Source organism: Stenotrophomonas sp. GD03877 (assembly GCF_029840555.1).
Lineage (GTDB): Bacteria > Pseudomonadota > Gammaproteobacteria > Xanthomonadales > Xanthomonadaceae > Stenotrophomonas > Stenotrophomonas geniculata.
The window spans coordinates 16,001-32,785 of sequence record NZ_JAOCCT010000038.1 but is presented as its reverse complement, the minus strand read 5'-3'; the positions used below and the strand labels follow the sequence as shown (position 1 = coordinate 32,785).

At 67.4% G+C, this 16,785-nt stretch carries 13 protein-coding genes; 5 read left to right on the top strand and 8 right to left on the bottom strand.

Going from position 1 to position 16,785, the window contains the following annotated elements; all coding sequences use genetic code 11:
- Positions 1–3 precede the first annotated feature (3 nt).
- Complete coding sequence (locus N5D20_RS21260) at positions 4–654, top strand: M23 family metallopeptidase (RefSeq protein ID WP_054172316.1); 651 nt, start codon at positions 4–6, stop codon at positions 652–654.
- On the opposite strand, the gene N5D20_RS21255 is transcribed toward N5D20_RS21260, so the two are convergent.
- From N5D20_RS21255 to hflK, 5 genes are all read right to left on the bottom strand, one after another.
- Positions 590–1,252 (bottom strand): hypothetical protein, encoded by a 663-nt coding sequence (locus N5D20_RS21255; RefSeq protein WP_197579290.1) that lies wholly within the window; start codon positions 1,250–1,252, stop codon positions 590–592. The two genes, N5D20_RS21260 and N5D20_RS21255, sit on opposite strands and share 65 nt — an antisense overlap.
- 127 nt (positions 1,253–1,379) lie before the next feature.
- Positions 1,380–2,672, bottom strand: a complete 1,293-nt coding sequence (locus N5D20_RS21250; RefSeq protein WP_005410639.1) for an adenylosuccinate synthase — start codon at positions 2,670–2,672, stop codon at positions 1,380–1,382.
- Positions 2,673–2,989: 317 nt separating this feature from the next.
- Entirely contained in the window at positions 2,990–3,175 is a 186-nt protein-coding gene (locus N5D20_RS21245; protein WP_005414170.1) for a DUF2065 family protein, read from the bottom strand.
- Positions 3,176–3,243: 68 nt separating this feature from the next.
- Positions 3,244–4,107, bottom strand: a complete 864-nt coding sequence (locus tag N5D20_RS21240; RefSeq protein ID WP_197579291.1) for a protease modulator HflC — start codon at positions 4,105–4,107, stop codon at positions 3,244–3,246.
- Positions 4,104–5,237 (bottom strand): FtsH protease activity modulator HflK, encoded by a 1,134-nt coding sequence (gene hflK, locus N5D20_RS21235; RefSeq protein ID WP_049435269.1) that lies wholly within the window; start codon positions 5,235–5,237, stop codon positions 4,104–4,106. The genes N5D20_RS21240 and hflK overlap by 4 nt, the downstream gene beginning before the upstream one ends.
- Before the next feature lie 153 nt (positions 5,238–5,390).
- Between hflK and N5D20_RS21230 the strand changes: the two genes are divergently transcribed.
- Both N5D20_RS21230 and pilH read left to right on the top strand, forming a co-directional pair.
- The gene (locus N5D20_RS21230; RefSeq protein ID WP_197579292.1) at positions 5,391–6,386 is read left to right on the top strand and encodes a YhdH/YhfP family quinone oxidoreductase; all 996 of its coding nucleotides are present in this window, start codon (positions 5,391–5,393) and stop codon (positions 6,384–6,386) included.
- An 88-nt stretch (positions 6,387–6,474) separates the two neighbouring features.
- Entirely contained in the window at positions 6,475–6,846 is a 372-nt protein-coding gene (pilH, locus tag N5D20_RS21225) for a twitching motility response regulator PilH (RefSeq protein ID WP_005410644.1), read from the top strand.
- Between the two features lie 124 nt (positions 6,847–6,970).
- Here pilH and N5D20_RS21220 read toward each other — a convergent pair whose 3' ends face one another.
- Positions 6,971–7,864, bottom strand: a complete 894-nt coding sequence (locus N5D20_RS21220; protein WP_043399085.1) for a DnaJ C-terminal domain-containing protein — start codon at positions 7,862–7,864, stop codon at positions 6,971–6,973.
- 261 nt (positions 7,865–8,125) lie between these two features.
- Between N5D20_RS21220 and N5D20_RS21215 the strand changes: the two genes are divergently transcribed.
- Both N5D20_RS21215 and N5D20_RS21210 read left to right on the top strand, forming a co-directional pair.
- Complete coding sequence (locus tag N5D20_RS21215) at positions 8,126–8,608, top strand: peroxiredoxin (RefSeq protein ID WP_197579293.1); 483 nt, start codon at positions 8,126–8,128, stop codon at positions 8,606–8,608.
- A gap of 29 nt (positions 8,609–8,637) precedes the next feature.
- Complete coding sequence (locus N5D20_RS21210) at positions 8,638–9,213, top strand: ferritin-like domain-containing protein (RefSeq protein ID WP_010482780.1); 576 nt, start codon at positions 8,638–8,640, stop codon at positions 9,211–9,213.
- Between the two features lie 154 nt (positions 9,214–9,367).
- On the opposite strand, the gene pbpC is transcribed toward N5D20_RS21210, so the two are convergent.
- Positions 9,368–11,749 (bottom strand): penicillin-binding protein 1C, encoded by a 2,382-nt coding sequence (pbpC, locus tag N5D20_RS21205; RefSeq protein WP_197579294.1) that lies wholly within the window; start codon positions 11,747–11,749, stop codon positions 9,368–9,370.
- Between the two features lie 49 nt (positions 11,750–11,798).
- Positions 11,799–16,706 carry an alpha-2-macroglobulin gene (locus tag N5D20_RS21200; protein ID WP_197579295.1) on the bottom strand — a complete coding sequence of 1,636 codons (4,908 nt, stop codon included), beginning with the start codon at positions 16,704–16,706 and terminating at the stop codon, positions 11,799–11,801.
- Positions 16,707–16,785 lie beyond the last annotated feature (79 nt).

The window sequence follows — 16,785 nt, the reverse complement described above, 5'->3', positions numbered from 1 at the left end:
CCGATGCGTCTTTCGCAGCTGATCGTGATCGGTGTAGTGCTGGGACTGGGGCTGGGCTGGTGGCTGCGCCGCGATGCCGCTGAAACTACGGCGGTGTCCACGCCTGCAACGCCGCTCACCGTGATGGCAACGCCGACGGCGGAAGCGGCTACACCACGCGCGTCGCTGCCGGCCAGCGTCGACGCAGCACCGGACGGTCTGCTGCTGCCGGTGCAAGGCGTACTTCCCTCGCAGTTGCGCGACACCTTCACCGATGCACGCAGCGAGGGCCGCGTGCACGATGCAATCGACATCATGGCCGATGCCGGGACGCCGGTACTCGCGGTGGCCGACGGCACGGTGGAGAAACTGTTCGACAGCAAGCGCGGTGGGCTGACCATCTACCAGTTCGAGCCCAGCGGACGCTGGTGCTACTACTACGCGCACCTGCAGCGCTATGCCGATGGCCTGAGCGAAAAGCAGGTGATCAAACGCGGGGATGTGATTGGTTATGTGGGCAGCACCGGTAATGCCAGCGCGCAGGCCCCGCACCTGCATTTCGAAGTACACGTACTGGGGCCGGAGAAGCAGTGGTGGAAGGGGGAATCGATCAACCCGTATCCGCTGCTGAAATCGGCTGCTTCGACGCCCGGCGCTGCCAGCGCCGCAAGGTGAACGTGAACACCGCCAAGGCAGCCCCCGGAATCAGCAGGAACAGCGCCACCACCTTCCAGAAGAAGAACGGCCACAGCCAGACGTAGTCCAGGTCGGTCAGCTTCAGCAGGTCCAGTGGGGGCTGCAGCTCGATCACGGCCGCCCTGCCCGCCAGCGCCGGGTCCACCTCCAGTACGGTTACCCGCAGCCATGAGCGTCCGCGTGGCAATGCATCGCCGCGGCCATATCCAAAGTAGGACGCCATGAGCCCGCTGGACTCAACCGATGCCAGCCTGCGGTTGACACCCTGCCCGGCCACTCCCGAACGCTCTGCTGCGCGGAAGTCTCCATGATCGGTGGGAGTATCGATGCGCAGCAGCACTTCAGGGTCAGCCTCAATACCGTCTGCGGCATACCGCAGGCGCAGCCGCAGTTGGTCATCGATGAAGCGGTAGACCGTCACCTCAGCCGTCGCGCCGGGGCTCAGCAGCAGCGGCAGGGTCTGGGTGCGCGAGGCCAGATGGTTGGCGATGGCGCCGAGCGCCAGAACCGCGCAGGCGATGCCCCACAGGCTCCACAACACCCATAGGGTGATCCGCACCACGGTCTCGCCTTTCACGCTGACATCCTGGTCATCGCTTCGCTTCCTCGCCGGCACTGGCGACACAGTAACGAAAAAGCCCCGCGTTCGCGGGGCTTCTTCTTGCAGCGACGCCAGGCATGGCCCAGCGCTACCGGTCACTCACTCAGGCGAACGGATCCTGCAGGACCATGGTGTGGTCGCGGTCCGGGCCGGTGGAGACGATGCTGATCGGGCAGCCGGCCAGCTCTTCCAGCGAACGCAGGTAGGCACGGGCGGCCGGCGGCAGGTCGTCCCAGTTGGTGATGCCGTGGGTGTTCTCGCTCCAACCCGGGAACTCCAGGTACACCGGGGTGCACTCTTCCCAGCCCTGCGCATCCAGCGGCGCGTACTCGGTGCGCTTGCCGTTGTATTCGTAGGCGATGCAGACCTTCAGCTTTTCCATGCCGTCCAGCACGTCCAGCTTGGTGATGCACAGGCCGCTGATGCCGTTGATGGCCACGGCGCGCTTCAGCGCGACGATGTCCATCCAGCCGCAACGACGCGGACGGCCGGTCGAGGCACCGTACTCGGCGCCGCGGTCACGGATGCCCTGGCCGACTTCGTCGTCCAGCTCGGTCGGGAACGGGCCACCACCGACACGGGTCGCGTAGGCCTTGGCGATGCCCAGCACGTAGTCGATCGAATCGGCGCCGACGCCGGAACCGGCCAGTGCACCGCCGACGGTGGTGTTGGAGCTGGTGACGTACGGGTAGGTGCCGTGGTCGATATCCAGCAGCGCACCCTGCGCACCTTCGAACAGCACGCGCTTACCCTGCTTGCGCAGGTCGTGCAGGATGCCGGCCACGTCGGACTTCATCGGCTGCACGTATTCGCCGAAGGCCAGCGCTTCGTCGAAGGTCTTCTGGAAATCGACCGCATCGGTGTTCAGATACTTGGTCAGCACGAAGTTGTGGTAATCCAGCGCAGTGCGCAGGAGTTCTTCCAGCTGCTTCGGGTAATGCAGGTCGGCGATGCGGATGCCGCGGCGCGCCACCTTGTCTTCGTAGGCCGGGCCGATGCCACGGCCGGTGGTGCCGATCGCCTTGCCGCCGGCGGCGCGCTCGCGCGCCTGGTCCAGGGCGATGTGGTACGGCATGATCAGCGGCGCGGCCGGGGAGATCTTCAGGCGCGAACGCACTTCCACGCCGGAGGCTTCCAGCTCGGCGATTTCCTTCTGCAGCGCGGCCGGCGAGATCACCACGCCGTTGCCGATCAGGCACAGCGCGTCGTCACGCAGGATGCCCGACGGGATCAGGTGCAGGACGGTCTTCTTGCCGTTGATGACCAGAGTGTGGCCGGCGTTGTGGCCGCCCTGGAAGCGCACGACGGCGCCGATTTCCTCAGTGAGCAGATCGACGATCTTGCCCTTGCCTTCATCGCCCCACTGGGCACCAAGCACTACGACAGACTGACCCATGACGGGCTCCTCATATGTTGCGGCCATCGGGGCCGCGGACGGGTAAACCGTGGCGGGGCTGGCCAGCACCTGGAGGGCGGCTCCAAACGGGGAGCAGCCGGCGATGGAAGGCCCAGACACGGAAAAAGCCGAACGGGGAGGCCCGTCCGGCTTTTGTGCATTATCCGGGTTTCCGGGGTCGGGTGCCACCTTTCCGACGGGCGGCTTCACCGGCCGGTCAGGCCGGCGTCTCATGTAGAGCCGAGCCCATGCTCGGCTGCCTTCCCGCCGCTGCGCGGCGCCGCCCGAGCATGGGCTCGGACGCTACAGGGCGGGGTTCAGTGCCGCACCCACCACAGCAGGCTCAGGCCGGCCAGCAGCACCAGCCCGCCGAAGCTGCGCAGGGCCGGGCTGGGCAGGTCCAGCAGGCGCTCGGCCATGCGCTTCCAGGCGAACGGGGCGACGAACAGGAACAGGCCTTCCAGCACCGCGACCAGGCAGACGGCGGCGAACAGATCTTTCATGGGGGGACTCCGGAAAAAGCACGGGGCCCGGCGTCTGGCCGGGCCCCGTGGGGTAGTGCCCTGCGACCTCAGCGGTCGTTCTTCAGGTACTGCAGGAACGGGTCGTTCCTGTCCAGCACGATCACGCCGTTGCCGTCGGTCATGGAGCCACGGTAGGCCTCCAGGCTGCGGTAGAACGCGTAGAACGAGGGATCGGCCGAGCCGGCCTTGCCGTAGATACGGGCGGCATCGGCATCGCCTTCACCACGCAGGCGCTGGGCATCACGCTCAGCCTCGGCGATCAGCACGGTGCTATCACGGTCGGCCTGGGCACGGATGGTCAGCGACTGCTCCTCGCCCTCGGCGCGCAGCTTGGCGGCTTCCTGCTTGCGCTGGGCGCGCATGCGCTCGTACACGTCATTGATCACCTGGCTGTCGGTCGGCAGGTCCACCTGCTTGATGCGCAGGTCGATCATCTGCATGCCCAGGCCGGCCACCGCCTCGTTGATCCCCTTCAGCTGCTCGGCGATCAGCTCGCTGCGGTCGCCGGACACCAGCTGCTGCAGGGTGCGCGAGTTGATCTGGTTGCGCAGCGAGTCGGTGATGATCGGTGCCAGGCGGGCATTGGCGATGCGCGGATCGCCGCCGGTGGCACGGAAGTAGTCACCCACGTTGGAGATGTAACCGATGGCGAAGAAGTCGACGCTGACATCCTTCTGCTCGGCGGTGAAGTAGCGCGCCGGGGCGGTGTCGAGCACCTGGAAGCGACGGTCGAAGACCTTCACCGTTTCCACCACCGGCACCTTGAAGTGCAGGCCCGGCTTGATGTCCGAACGCACCACCTTGCCCAGGTTCAGGACCATAGCGGTCTGGTCCTCACGGACCACGTACACCGAGCCGAGCAGGCCCAGCACCACCGCCACGATCACGGCGATCCAGATAGGACTCTTCATCGGCTGCCCTCCTCACGGCCGCTCGGTCGCCCGGTCGGGCGGCCCACCGGCCGGCCCGGATCACGGGAAGCTTCCGCCGCTGCACCCGGCAGCGACGGCATCACCACCTCCGGGTTCGTCACTCCCGGCGGAGCCGAGGTGGTGGGACGGGTATCGCCGTTCATCGGCACGTAGATCAGCTGGCGGCCATCACCACCGATCACCTTGCGGTTCTCGCTCAGCACCTGCTGCACGGTCTCCAGCCACAGGCGCTTGCGGGTCACTTCCGGAGCGTCCTTGTACTGGGCCTGCAACAGGCTGAAGCGCTGCGCGTCACCCTCGGCCTTGGACACCACGGCCTGCTTGTAGCCTTCGGCGGTGGTACGGGCACGCGAGGCCTGGCCTCGGGCTTCCGGCACGACCTTGGCGGCGTAGGCCTGGGCTTCGTTGATCAGGCGTTCCTTGACCTGCTGGGCGCCATTGACCTCGTCGAAGGCCGGCTTGACCTCTTCTGGCGGACGGGCGTCCTGCAGGGTCAGGCCGGTCACGGTCAGGCCGGTCTTGAACGCCTTCAGCAGCGCCTGCAGGCGCTCTTCGGCAGCCACGGCCAGCGGGCCACGGTTGTTCAGCACGGCGTTGAGGTCGGCGCGGCCCACTTCTTCGCGCACCGCGCTCTGCGCCGACTGCTCCAGCACCTGGTTGGCATCGACCGTGCCGAACAGGTACTGCTGCGGGTCGTCGATGCGGTACTGGACGTTCAGCGAGACGTTGACGATGTTCTCGTCGCGGGTCAGCACCGGCACCTGGATCGAGAAGGTCTTGATCTCGGTGGCATTGACCTTGGTGACCGATTCGATCGGCCACGGCAGCTTGAAGTTCGGGCCGGGCTGCAGGATGCGCGAGAACTGGCCGAAGCGCAGCACCACGCCACGCTGCTGTTCGCCGATCAGCTGGAAGCTGGAGAACAGCACCAGCAACACCACGGCTGCCACCACCCAACGCACGATGCCACCGTCGAACAGGTCCTTCAGCGGCCCGGGCAGTCCGCCCCAGCCACCACCATTGCCACCGCCGCGCGACCCGAAGGGCCCGCGTCGATTGTCCTCGGGGCCTTGTCCGCCCTTGTTGCCGCCGGGTGTATTCCAGGCCATGCACGCTCCATCAAGATTTGGGCTGCGGCGCGGGCCCTTCCCGCACCGCCAGCCGTGAAACCATCACCGATCATACAAGATGGGGCGGATCGGCAGGATCGAAAGGGGGGCAACGGGGTAAGGTGGCGTTTTCCTCGAAGTCAGGCAACGCCGATGGCCCCCACCACCCCGTTCACCGCCTTCCGCATCGAAAACGACGACGCCGGCTACCGCAGCGGCCTTGCCCAGCTCCGGATCGACGACCTCAACCCCGGCCAGGTGCTGATCCGCGCCCACTGGTCCTCGGTCAACTACAAGGATGCCTTGGCCGGTACCGGCAAGGGGAAAATCCTGCGCCGCTTCCCGCTCGTGGGCGGCATCGACGTGGCCGGTACCGTGGTCGCCAGTACCGACCCGGACTGGCGTGAAGGCGACGCAGTACTGGCCACCGGCTGCGGGCTGAGCGAGACCCGTGACGGCGGGTACAGCCAGTACGTGCGGCTGGAATCGCGCGCGGTGATCGCCCAGCCGGCCGGGCTGACCCCGCGCGAGGCGATGGTGCTGGGCACCGCCGGCTTCACTGCGGCGCTGGCCCTGCTGCGCATGCAGGACAACCGGCAGACCCCGGAACTCGGCCCGCTGGCAGTCACCGGTGCCAGCGGCGGCGTCGGTGCGCTGGCGCTGTCGATCTTCAGCCGTGCCGGCTACAGCGTGCACGCGGTCAGCGGCAAGCAGGACCAGGCCGATTTCCTGCGCAGCATCGGCGCCACCGAGGTACTGCCACGCGACGCGCTGGCCGATACCGGCCCGCTGCAGTCGGCGCGCTTCGGCGGTGGCCTCGACAATGCCGGAGGCGACATGCTGGCCAGCCTGCTGGCGCAGACCGTGCCCTACGGCAGCGTGGTCAGTGCCGGCCTGGCCGCCAGCCCGACGCTGGACATGACCGTGATGCCGTTCATCCTGCGCGGTGTCTCGCTGCTGGGGGTGTCCTCGGCCAATGCCCCACGCGGACTGCGCGAGGAAGTCTGGGCGCGGCTGGGCAACGAATGGAAGCCGCAGCACCTGGAACGCATCTGCACTGCCGAAGTCGGCCTCGATGGCCTGCCCGCCGTATTCCAGCGGATGCTGGCCGGCGGCTCGCTGGGGCGCACGGTGGTGCGGATCGACTGAACGTCGCAGGCAGGCGACGGACGGCAGACGCGCCCCTCCCGCCGGTAATGTGCCCGCACTACACTGCGGGCATTACATGGGGAACAACATGGCACGCATTCTGATCGTCGACGACTCACCGTCGCAGCTGTTGGGGATACAGCGCATCGTCGAGAAGCTCGGGCACCAGATCCTGACCGCCACCGATGGCGCCGCCGGGGTCGAAACCGCCAAGGCCGAGCTGCCCGACCTGGTCCTGATGGACGTGGTGATGCCCAACCTCAATGGCTTCCAGGCCACCCGCACCCTCGCCCGCGACGAGGCGACCCGGCACATTCCGGTGATCCTGGTGACCACCAAGGACCAGGACACCGACCGCATGTGGGGCATGCGCCAGGGCGCCAAGGCCTACATCACCAAGCCATTCTCGGAAGATGAGCTGTCCGAGGTGCTGGAGCGGGTGTTCGCCGGGCAGGGCTGAGCCCGCGCGGGTGGGTGCCGACCTTGGTCGGCACGCTCTTGTTTGGTAGGTGCCAACCTTGGTTGGCACGCCTTGAACGGCCAAAAGGCGTGCGGACCCAGGTCCGCACCCACCAGAATCCATCTCAGATCGTCTCGCCGAACGCCTTGGCCAGGTTCCGGTAGGCCTTCTTCTGCGCCTCGTCGGTCGCGGCCGGGGCCACGATCTCGATTTCGACGATCTGGTCGCCGTCCGGGTTGCCGGGAAGGCCACGACCGCGCAGGCGCAGCTTGCGGCCGGCATCGGAATCGGCCGGAATCTTCAGCTCCACCGCACCGCCCAAGGTCGGCACGCTGATGCTGGTCCCCAACGCCGCCTGCCACGGCGTCACCGGCAGCGTATAGAGGATGTTGCGGCCATCGACCTCGAACTGCGGGTGCGCGGCGTACTCCACCTCCAGCAGCAGGTTGCCGCCATGGTTGCCCTGCCCCGCCAGCCGGATCACCTGGCCCGGACGGATGCCCTTGGGCACGCGCACGTCCAGCTGCTTGCCGTTGACGGTGATGCGCAGGCTGTCACCGTTGTAGGCCGCCTCCAGCGGTACCGACAGCTTGGCGCGGGTATCGCGGTTGGGCGCATGGCCCTGGCTGCTGAAGCCAGGCCCCGGACCAGCGCCGCCACCGCCACGCTGGCGCGCGAACAGGCTTTCGAAGAAGTCGCTGAAGCCGCCATTGGGGCCACCGCCGCCAAACACTTCCTCGAAGTTGAAGCCACCGGCACCGCCGTAGTTCGGCGGTACGTTGAATTCCTCGCCCGGGCGGTAGCCCTGCGCGCGCAGCTGGTCGTAGGCCGCGCGCTTCTCCGGGTCGCGCAGCGCCTCGTAGGCCTCGTTGACCGCCTTGAACTTGTCTTCGGCCCCGGCCTCCTTGCTGACGTCCGGGTGGTACTTGCGTGCCAGCCGACGGTAGGCGGTCTTGATCTCCGCCTCGCCCGCGCTCGGTTCCACCCCCAGGGTGGCGTAGTAATCCTTGAATTCCATCCAGCTACCTCGATTCGCTTCGGCCGCGCCGGTGGCGCCGCCCCGGGTTCATTCTACGCGCCGGCGATGCTACGCCGCCCCTCGTGCGGCCCCGGTGAGGCCGACTGATCCTGCGCAATGCGGCTGCGATCCCCGTGCGCCACGCTGTGGCTGGAAGCCCCTGCCGCAAAGCCCGAAGATGGGGCCTGCACGCAGGTTTTCCAATGTCTTGACGCCCCTGTCCCATCCGGCCCACTAGCCTGCCCCAGCAAGGAGTTCCCCATGACCATCCATGTCGGCGACCGCATTCCGGAAGTGACCCTCAAACGCATCCGCGAGGGCATCGAAACACTTGATACGCATTCGCTGTTCGATGCGCGCAAGGTGGTGCTGTTCGCCGTGCCCGGCGCGTTCACCCCGACCTGCTCGGCGCGCCACCTGCCCGGCTACGTCGAAACATTCCAGGTATTCCGCCAGCGCGGCATCGACGTCTACTGCATGGCCGTCAACGACCCGTTCGTGATGAAGGCCTGGGCCGCCGACCAGAGCGTGCCCGACGGCCTGCTGATGCTGTCCGACGGCAACGCCGAACTGACCCGCGCGCTCGGCCTGGAGCTCGATGCCAGCGCCTCGGGCATGGGCATCCGTTCGCGCCGCTTCGCCCTTTACGTGGTCGATGGCGTGGTTCGTGCGGCCTGGATCGAGCAGCCGGGCCAGTTCGAAGTGTCTTCGGCCGATTACGTGCTGGAGCACCTGCCCACCTGATTCCCCACCGCAAGAGGAAACGGCCAGCCATGTCCAGCAAGCCAGCCAAAGCCACAAAGCCTGCCGCAAAGGTTCCCGGCATCAGCGACCGCAAGACCCTGCGCGAACGCGCCCGGCGCAACATCGAAGATGGTGCGATCACCGACAGCTACAATGCCGACCGCGAGGCAGTGATCAAGCTGCTCAACGACGCGTTGGCCACCGAGTACGTGTGCGTGCTGCGCTACTACAGGCACTTTTTCATGGCCAAGGGCATGCTGGCCGACGCGGTCAAGGCCGAGTTCCTGGAGCACGCACAGCAGGAGCAGGCACACGCCGGCAAGCTGGCCGAGCGCATCGTCCAGCTCGGCGGCGAGCCCGATTTCAACCCGGATACGCTGACCGCGCGCTCGCACGCCGAGTACAAGGAAGGCAGCGACCTCCGCGACATGGTGCGCGAGAACCTGGTGGCCGAACGCATTGCCATCGACAGCTACCGCGAGATGATCAACTTCATCGGCGACCGCGACACCACCACCAAACGCATCCTCGAAGAGATCCTGGCGCAGGAAGAAGAACACGCCGACGAATTCGCCGACCTGCTGGATGGCTGGATCGGGGAATAGCGGTTACGCCACACGCTCGCTGCCATCTGCCGCGTTGTAGAGCCGAGCCCATGCTCGGCTTACCGCTGCATGCACGTCGAAGGAGCAGCCGAGCATGGGCTCGGCTCTACAACAGCGTGGCAGTCATACGGGAAGTGCCAACCAAGGTTGGCACCTACCGGAGGACGTTGAACCGTACCTGGGTCCACGCGCCATCTGCCGCCAGAGCGGTCAGGGTGTGTGCTCCCGGATCGGCGAACTCGCGCTGCATCAACTGCGCGCCGTGGGTCTGCGCAATCCAGCGTCCATCCAGCAACCAGTCCACCGCCTGCTCGCTGCCCAGCGCGCGCAGCTGCAGGCGTACGCCATGTTCGGCGTTGGGTGCACGCGCAAGTGCTGCGCCATCATTGAGGCCATCGATGTGCAACGCGACACTGGCCTCACGCCCATCGTCGCGGCAGTCAGGCGATAGCGCTGGCAATTGCGAGGCCTCGCGCGTGGCCTTGGACAACCACGGCGACAACAGCGCCGGCCAGCGAGCGATCTCACGCGCGACTTCCTCATGCGGCAAACGGCAATCAGCGGAGACACGCAGACCGGTCCGCGCATCGGCCAGGTAACGCTGCCGCCCCGGCTGCCAGCGCCGCGCCTCGCGCTCGGGGAAGGTCGGTGGTGCTGCACCGTCCAGCAGGTAGGCCTGCATCCTGCGCTGGCAGAGCGCAGCTGGCAGTCCCTCGGCACGTTCGCCGGTCGGCCAGCAGATGTCTTCCTCGCTGACACTGGCCGGCATTGGCGCAGCAGCGGAATCGCCACGCTGGCGCGGCAGGCTGTCCACCACTTCGAACATCAGCGGCAGTGCGGTAACCGCACCATACTGGCCCGGCAACGGCGTGCCGTCTGGTCGCCCCACCCACACGCCCACTGTGTAGTGACGGGTACTGCCGATGGCCCACGCATCGCGGTACCCGTAACTGGTGCCGGTCTTCCACGCCACACGCGGGCGGCCACCGACATCGAACGTCCCGACGCCATAGCCCGGCCGCGGATTCGATTCCAGCATCTCGCGGACGATCCAGCTTGCGCCGGGCGAAGCGAGGCGCCGCTCGATCATTGGCTCATCGTCGGTGTAACGCACGCGCCCGGCGATGCCATTGCGGTTGAGCGCGGCGAACGCGCCGACCAGGTCTTCCAACCGCGCGCCGGTGCCGCCCAGGATCAGCGACAGGTTGGGCGTGCTGCCCGGCGGGAAACGCAGCTGGATGCCGGAGTGCGAAAGCCGCGCAGCAAAGCGCGCCGCGCCCACCCGCTGCAGCAGGTCCACCGAGGGCACGTTGAGCGACAGGCGCAACGCACTGGAAGCGCCGATCGGTCCGTTGAAGGCCATGTCGAAGTTGCCGGGACGGTAGCTGCCGAAACTCTGCGGCGCATCGACCAGCAGGCTCTCCGAATGGATCAGGCCATCGTCCAGCGCCATCGCATACAGGAACGGCTTGAGCGTGGACCCCGGCGAGCGCCAGGCCTGCACCATGTCGACGTGACCCAGCCGCTGGCGGTCGCCGAAGGCCAGCGTGCCGACATAGGCACGCGCCTGCAGGGTCTGGTTGTCGACCACCAGCAGCGCGGCCGAGGTGCGTTCGGGCAGCGTCGAGAAATAGCTGGCCACGCGTTCCTCCAGCGTGCGCTGCAGTCCGATGTCGATGCTGCTCTGGATGCGTGCCTGGCCGGGGTGCGCCGAATGCAGGCGCTGCGCCAACAGTGCGGCGTGCAGCGGCGGCCGCAGCGAGCGCGCCACTACGTTCTCGACGCGCGCGTCTTCCACTTCTTCCGGTGTCCACGCACCCAGCTCGGCCATGCGTGACAGCACCTTGTCGCGCGCCTTCTGCGCCGCTTCCGGATGGCGGTCCGGGCGCAGCCGGCTTGGCGCCTGCGGCAGCACCGCCAGCAACGCGGCCTCGGCATGCGACAGCTGCGCCGCCGGCTTGCCCAGATAGGCCCAGCTGGCCGCCTCCACGCCCTCGATGGTACCGCCGTAAGGCGCGCGCTCCAGATACAGGGCCAGGATCTGCTGCTTGCTCAGATGCACTTCCAGCTGCACCGCGCGCAGCATCTGCTTGAGCTTTCCCCAGGGCGTGCGCGTATGCGGGTCGAGGATGCGGGCGACCTGCATGGTCAGGGTCGAGCCACCGGACACGATGCGGCCACCGCGCAGCAACTGGCCGCTGGCACGCAGGATCGCCAGCGGGTTGATGCCCGGATGGTTCCAGAACCAGCGGTCTTCGTAGGTCAGCAGCGCCTGCAGGTACAGCGGCGACACGCTGTCGATCGAGGCCGGATAGCGCCACACGCCCTCGGCATCGGCGAACGCGCGCAGCGGCGTGCCGTCGGCAGCCACCACCAGGGTGCTGGTATCGCGCTGCTTCGGTAGCGGCGGCGGAAAGGCGAAATCCAGCACCAGCAGCAGCGCCAGCGTGGCGGCCGTGCCCCAGCGCAACCACGGCCACAGCGGCCGCAGCCGGCGGCGCAGGGCCGCCAGCCGGGTCTTCATTGCGTCTTTCATTGCGAATTGCCATCAGGACGGGCCGCGCCGTCGCGGCCCGTCCGCGCGGTCACGGCTGTACTACCGTAATCGTGGTCGGGTTGCTGCGGCCGACGCCGCGCAGCTGCGGCCGGTACATGTCCTCCACCAGCGGCGGCGGCACCGAGTAGGTTCCCGGGGTCACCGCGCGTACCAGGTAGAACACGTTGGCCTTGCTGCCACGCGAGAGCTTCAGCGCAGCCACGTAACGGTCGTCGCGGAACTCCTCGTGCTTGGTATCGGCGGCTTCACCACGATCGCTGATGGTGATGCCATCGACCACCACGTCGGCCCACTGCTTGGCGTCGCCCAGGTTGAAGTTCTCGATCTCCAGGCCGGCCGGCAACAGGTCGGTCAGCAGTGCATCGGGCATCGTGGTGTCAGCGGTGACGGTGACGCGCACGATAAGCGCTTCGCCTTCCTTCAGCGGGCGCGGCGTCCACGGCTTGCCATCGGTACCGTAGTAGCTGCGCTCGACGCCCAGCACGCTGTTGTCCGGCGCCGGTGCGCTGCGCGGGATGCCGGCCACGTCGATGCTGGCGAACATCGGCGGCTGGCCCTGCGGGGTGAAGCGCACGCCGCTGGCCAGTTCGCTGGCGCTGAAGTTGCGGCCGAACAGCTTGCGCTCACTGATCGCCTCGGTGCTGCCACCGATCACCAGCTCACCGGCCACCAGCGCCTTCTGATTGGCAGCCAGCGCCTTGCCGAGGCGGGCAATCGCCACCTGTTCCTGCGTGCTCAGCCACATCCAGCCGGCATTTCGGCGCGCATCCAGGCCACGGCCGAGATCGACCGCACGCGCATCCCAGGCTGGCTTGGCCAGCTTGTTCTCGTGCGTCAGCGCAATCATCAGCGCGTCATCGCGGATCGCGCTGCCGTAATCGCCGAAGTACGACGGGCGTTCGCTGCTGGACTTGGCGAAGGCCGCGGCCAGCGCCGCTTGGCCGCGCTTGGCATCACCCTGCAGCGAAAGCGCCACGCCCAGGTGGACCAGCGACAAGCCACCGACCGCCTTGCTGCGCTCGTTGTCGTACAGCGTGCGCAGGGTACCCAGCGGCGCACGGTTGACCCGTGCCAGCACGTAGCCCGAATACGCCTGGTTGGCGAACTTCAGCTTCTCGCGGTCGTCCTGGCCGTAGAACTGGTTGCCGCCGGACAGCAGATCCTCGCTCAGGCGGTTGAGCGCCTTCTGCAGCACGTTGTCGGGCACCGCGAAGCCGGCGTCCTTGGCATCGAGCAGGAACTCGGTGATGTACGGGGTCAGCCACGGGTTCACGTAGCCGTCGTCACCCCACATCGAGAAGTTGCCGTTGGCCACCTGCATCGACGCCAGGCGACCGAACGCGCCTTCCATGCGCTCGCGGCGGGTCTTGGCATCCAACCCGTCAGCACCGAGCATCGACGACGTCGCCTGGTCCAGGATCAGTGCGGCGTAGCCCTTGCTGGTGGTCTGCTCGGCGCAGCCGTATGGGTAGTTCAACGCGCCCTGCAGGGCACTGGCGAACGGGATTGGCGGCAGCGGGCTGACCAGCAGGCGGGCATTCACCGACTCGGACATCAGGCCCTCGGTCAGGCTGTTGTCGAGGCTGACCGCGGCCAGCGGATCCAGCGTGCGCACCTGCGAACGCAGCACCTGCGGCCACGCCGCACGCACCGGCAGGTCGTAGCGGCGATCGGCCTTGAAGCCGTTGCCATCCACGCGCACCCGCACCTTGGCCACGCTGTGGCCCTCGCGTGCGGACAACGGGAAGCTCAGCGTGGTTTTGGCATCGGCATTCAACTGCACGCTGCGTGTGCCTTCGGCCAGTGCCAGCGGGCCCTCGGTTTCCACCCGCACGTTGAACGCACCCGGCTTGCCGGTGAAGTTCTGCACGTCCAGGGTCACGGTGCTGCGGTCGCCCGGGGCCAGCACGCGCGGCATGCTGGCTTCGGCGAGGATCGGGGCGCGCACAATGGTTTCCACGTCACGCTTGCCGTACTGGTCATCGCTGTAGACCAGCGCCGACACGCGCAGGGTGCCGTTGAAGTCCGGCACCTTCAGGCGGATGCGGGCATTGCCCTTGGCATCCAGCTGCACCGGGCCGGAGAACAGGTCCACGGTCTGCACGCGCGCGGTCGGGCGCTTGGCCTGCGGCAACGCCTGCAGCGCCATGTCGCCACCGAACTTCAGCTTGCCGCTGCTGCCGTCGAAGCTCTCGATCACCCGGCTGTAGATGTCGTAGGCATCGATGCCGAGGCGACGCTGGGCGAAGAAGTGCGCACCGGCGTCGGGCACCGGGAAGCGGGTGATGTTGAGGATGCCCACGTCCACCGCCGAGACGGTGACATGCGCCGTCTTGCCGGCCAGCTGCGGCGCGCTGACCGTCACCGGCAGGTCCTGCTCCGGGCGCATCTGCTTGGGCGCGACCAGGCCGACGGCCACGGTGCGACCCTTGCGGTCCATCGGCACGTGCACCACGCCCACGGCACGGGCCGGGGTGATCTTGCTCGGCGCACTGCCGCCACGGAACACCAGCGCGGTGATGTAGACGTCGTGGCGTTCCCAGTCGGCGGTGACCGGAATCTTGAAGGTCGACCCCGGCTTGGCGTCGATGTCCTGCACGTACAGCATGCGGTCGGTCTCGACCATCAGGATGCCCTTGCCGGCGTGCGGCGGGGTCACCGTCACCTCGAGCGTGTCGCCTGCCTTGTACCCGGTCTTGTCCAGGCCCAGCTTGATCTTGTCAGGGCGCGCGTCCAGGCCACGGTTGTCATCACCCCAGCTCCAGCCCGCACGGAAGGGATAACGGCTGGTCAGGCCGGTGGTCGGATCGAACACGTCCACCCGGTACTCGCCCCACTCCACCGGGAAATCGAAGGCGACCGCACTGCTGCCGGCATCGACGGTGCGGGTTTCCTTGTTCTCGAAACGGCGGGTGAAATCGTAGTCCCAGCGGTTGTCGTTGAAGGTCCAGTGGTAGTCGCGCAGCTCGCGCACCAGGGTGATCTTCAGGCCCTTGGCCGGCTGCGGCGCACCGGCGGCATCCACACGCATCAGCTCGAAGCGCGCGTTGCCGTTGGCATCGGCGCCGTCTTCGGGGTTGAACAGCGGGCGCACGCCCACCAGCGCATTGGCCGGCCACATCACCCGCTTCAGGGTACGGGTGACGGTGCGGCCGCCGGTCTCGTACAGGCTGCCGGACAGCACCACGGCAATCGGTGCCTTGGCCTTGGCCGCCTCCTCCGGCAACGCCACGTCCTCGCGCAGCTGGCCGTTGGCCGGCAGCGTGGTGTCGATCACGTCCTTGGCTTCGCGCGGCAGCTGCAGGGTCGGGTCACCGAAGAAGTAGCCCGGCAGGCCCTCCACCGGCTGCTGCTCGGCCGCCACTGCCATGCGCGCGGTGAAGCGGTTGCCATCGGCCGGCGCACCATACAGGTAGGCACCATTGGCCTGCAGGCGCAGGTCCTCACCCGGCTTCAGCGTCTTCTGCGCGCTGTCCAGGTCCAGCTTCATGCGCTCGGGCAGGAACTCCTCGATGCGCAGGGTCATGCCCTGGATCGCTTCCTTGCTGGCCGGGTCGGTGCGGAACTCAACCTGCCAGCGCCCGGTCGGCGCCTCGGCGGGGATCACCTGCTCGAAATTGATGTAGCCCTGGTCACCCGGCTGCAGGCGGGTCTCGCGGAAGGTCTTGCCGTCGGGCTGCTTCAGGCGCAGGAACACCGGTTGCGCCTTGACCGGCTTGCCATCGTTGTCACGCAGCAGCGCGGACAGGCGCACGGTCTCGCCCGGGCGGTACAGGTCGCGGCCGGACCAGGCGTAGACGTCGAACCAGGCGTTGTCACGGCCGGCCACGGCGAATTCGCTCAGGTCCAGCGCCGGTTGGTTGAACGGCAGGAAGCTGGTGTCCTTGCCGGTGCTGGCGACCAGCACGTGGGTGGCATCCAGGGTGTAGTTCAGCAGCGCATTGCCATTGCCGTCGGTGCTGCCTTTCAGTACCACCTCGCCCTTGGCATCGAGAACCCGCAGGTCGATGCCCTTCAGCGGTGCGCCGTCCTTGAGGCCGGCGGTGTGCACGAACAGCTTGTCCTTGTAGGCGCGGGTATGCAGGCCGATGTCGCTGACCGAGAAGAACGCGGTATCGAACTCGCCCTCGTAGTCACCGGTGCGCTTGAGCAGGGCGAAGTACAGGCCAGGCTCCTGCAGTTCCTTGATGTCCTGGGTCGGCAGGTAGGTCAGCACCCGCTCGTTCTGCTTGCCGCCCAGGATGAAGCGGTTGACGTAGACCGGCTCGGCCAGCTTGTTGATCGGGCTGCGCTCGTAGTCGCTGCTCAGCTCCCAGCTGCCACGGCGGCCTCCGCGCTGGTACTGGCTGAAGAAGGTCGGCAGGTCCTTCTCGCGGACGCGCAGGAACTCGACATCGACCTCCGGCACGTTCACCGACACCACCGGCAGGCCACGGCTGTCCTTGGCCGGCAGCACGCTGCCCTGCGAGGCGAAGCCGACCACCGGCTTCAGCTCGCCGCTGAACACCTTCTGCTTCAGTTCCTTGCCCAGCCGGCTGCCATCGGCGGCCAGCAGGTCCGGCGAGACCACCAGGCTGAACTCCTTGCCGGCCTCGACGAACGGGTAACGCAGGGTCAGGCCGTCATCGGACAGCGTCCAGCTGCTGTCGTCGGTGCCGACCTTTTCCTCGAAGCGCACCAGTTTGTCGAAATCCTGGGTGCCGACCAGCGGGCGCGAGAACTCCAGCGCCAGCGACAAGCCGTCATTCTTCTGGTCCGGGTAGGCACGCAGCAGGGTGAACTCCTTCACCTGCTCGGCCTTGGTGGTGATGGCTTCACCGCTGGCCTTGGGCAGCTGCCCGCTGTCGTTGCGGCAGCCGGCCAGGCCCAGCAACAGGCCTCCTGCCAGTACAGCCGCCGCCCATCCCCACCGCTTCCGCCGTGCCGGACCGCTCATGTCGTCACTCCTTGATCGAGGTGGTCATTATAGGCAGGCCGCGTCAAGGTGTTGACGCGGATTCGGCAGGAATGCCTGA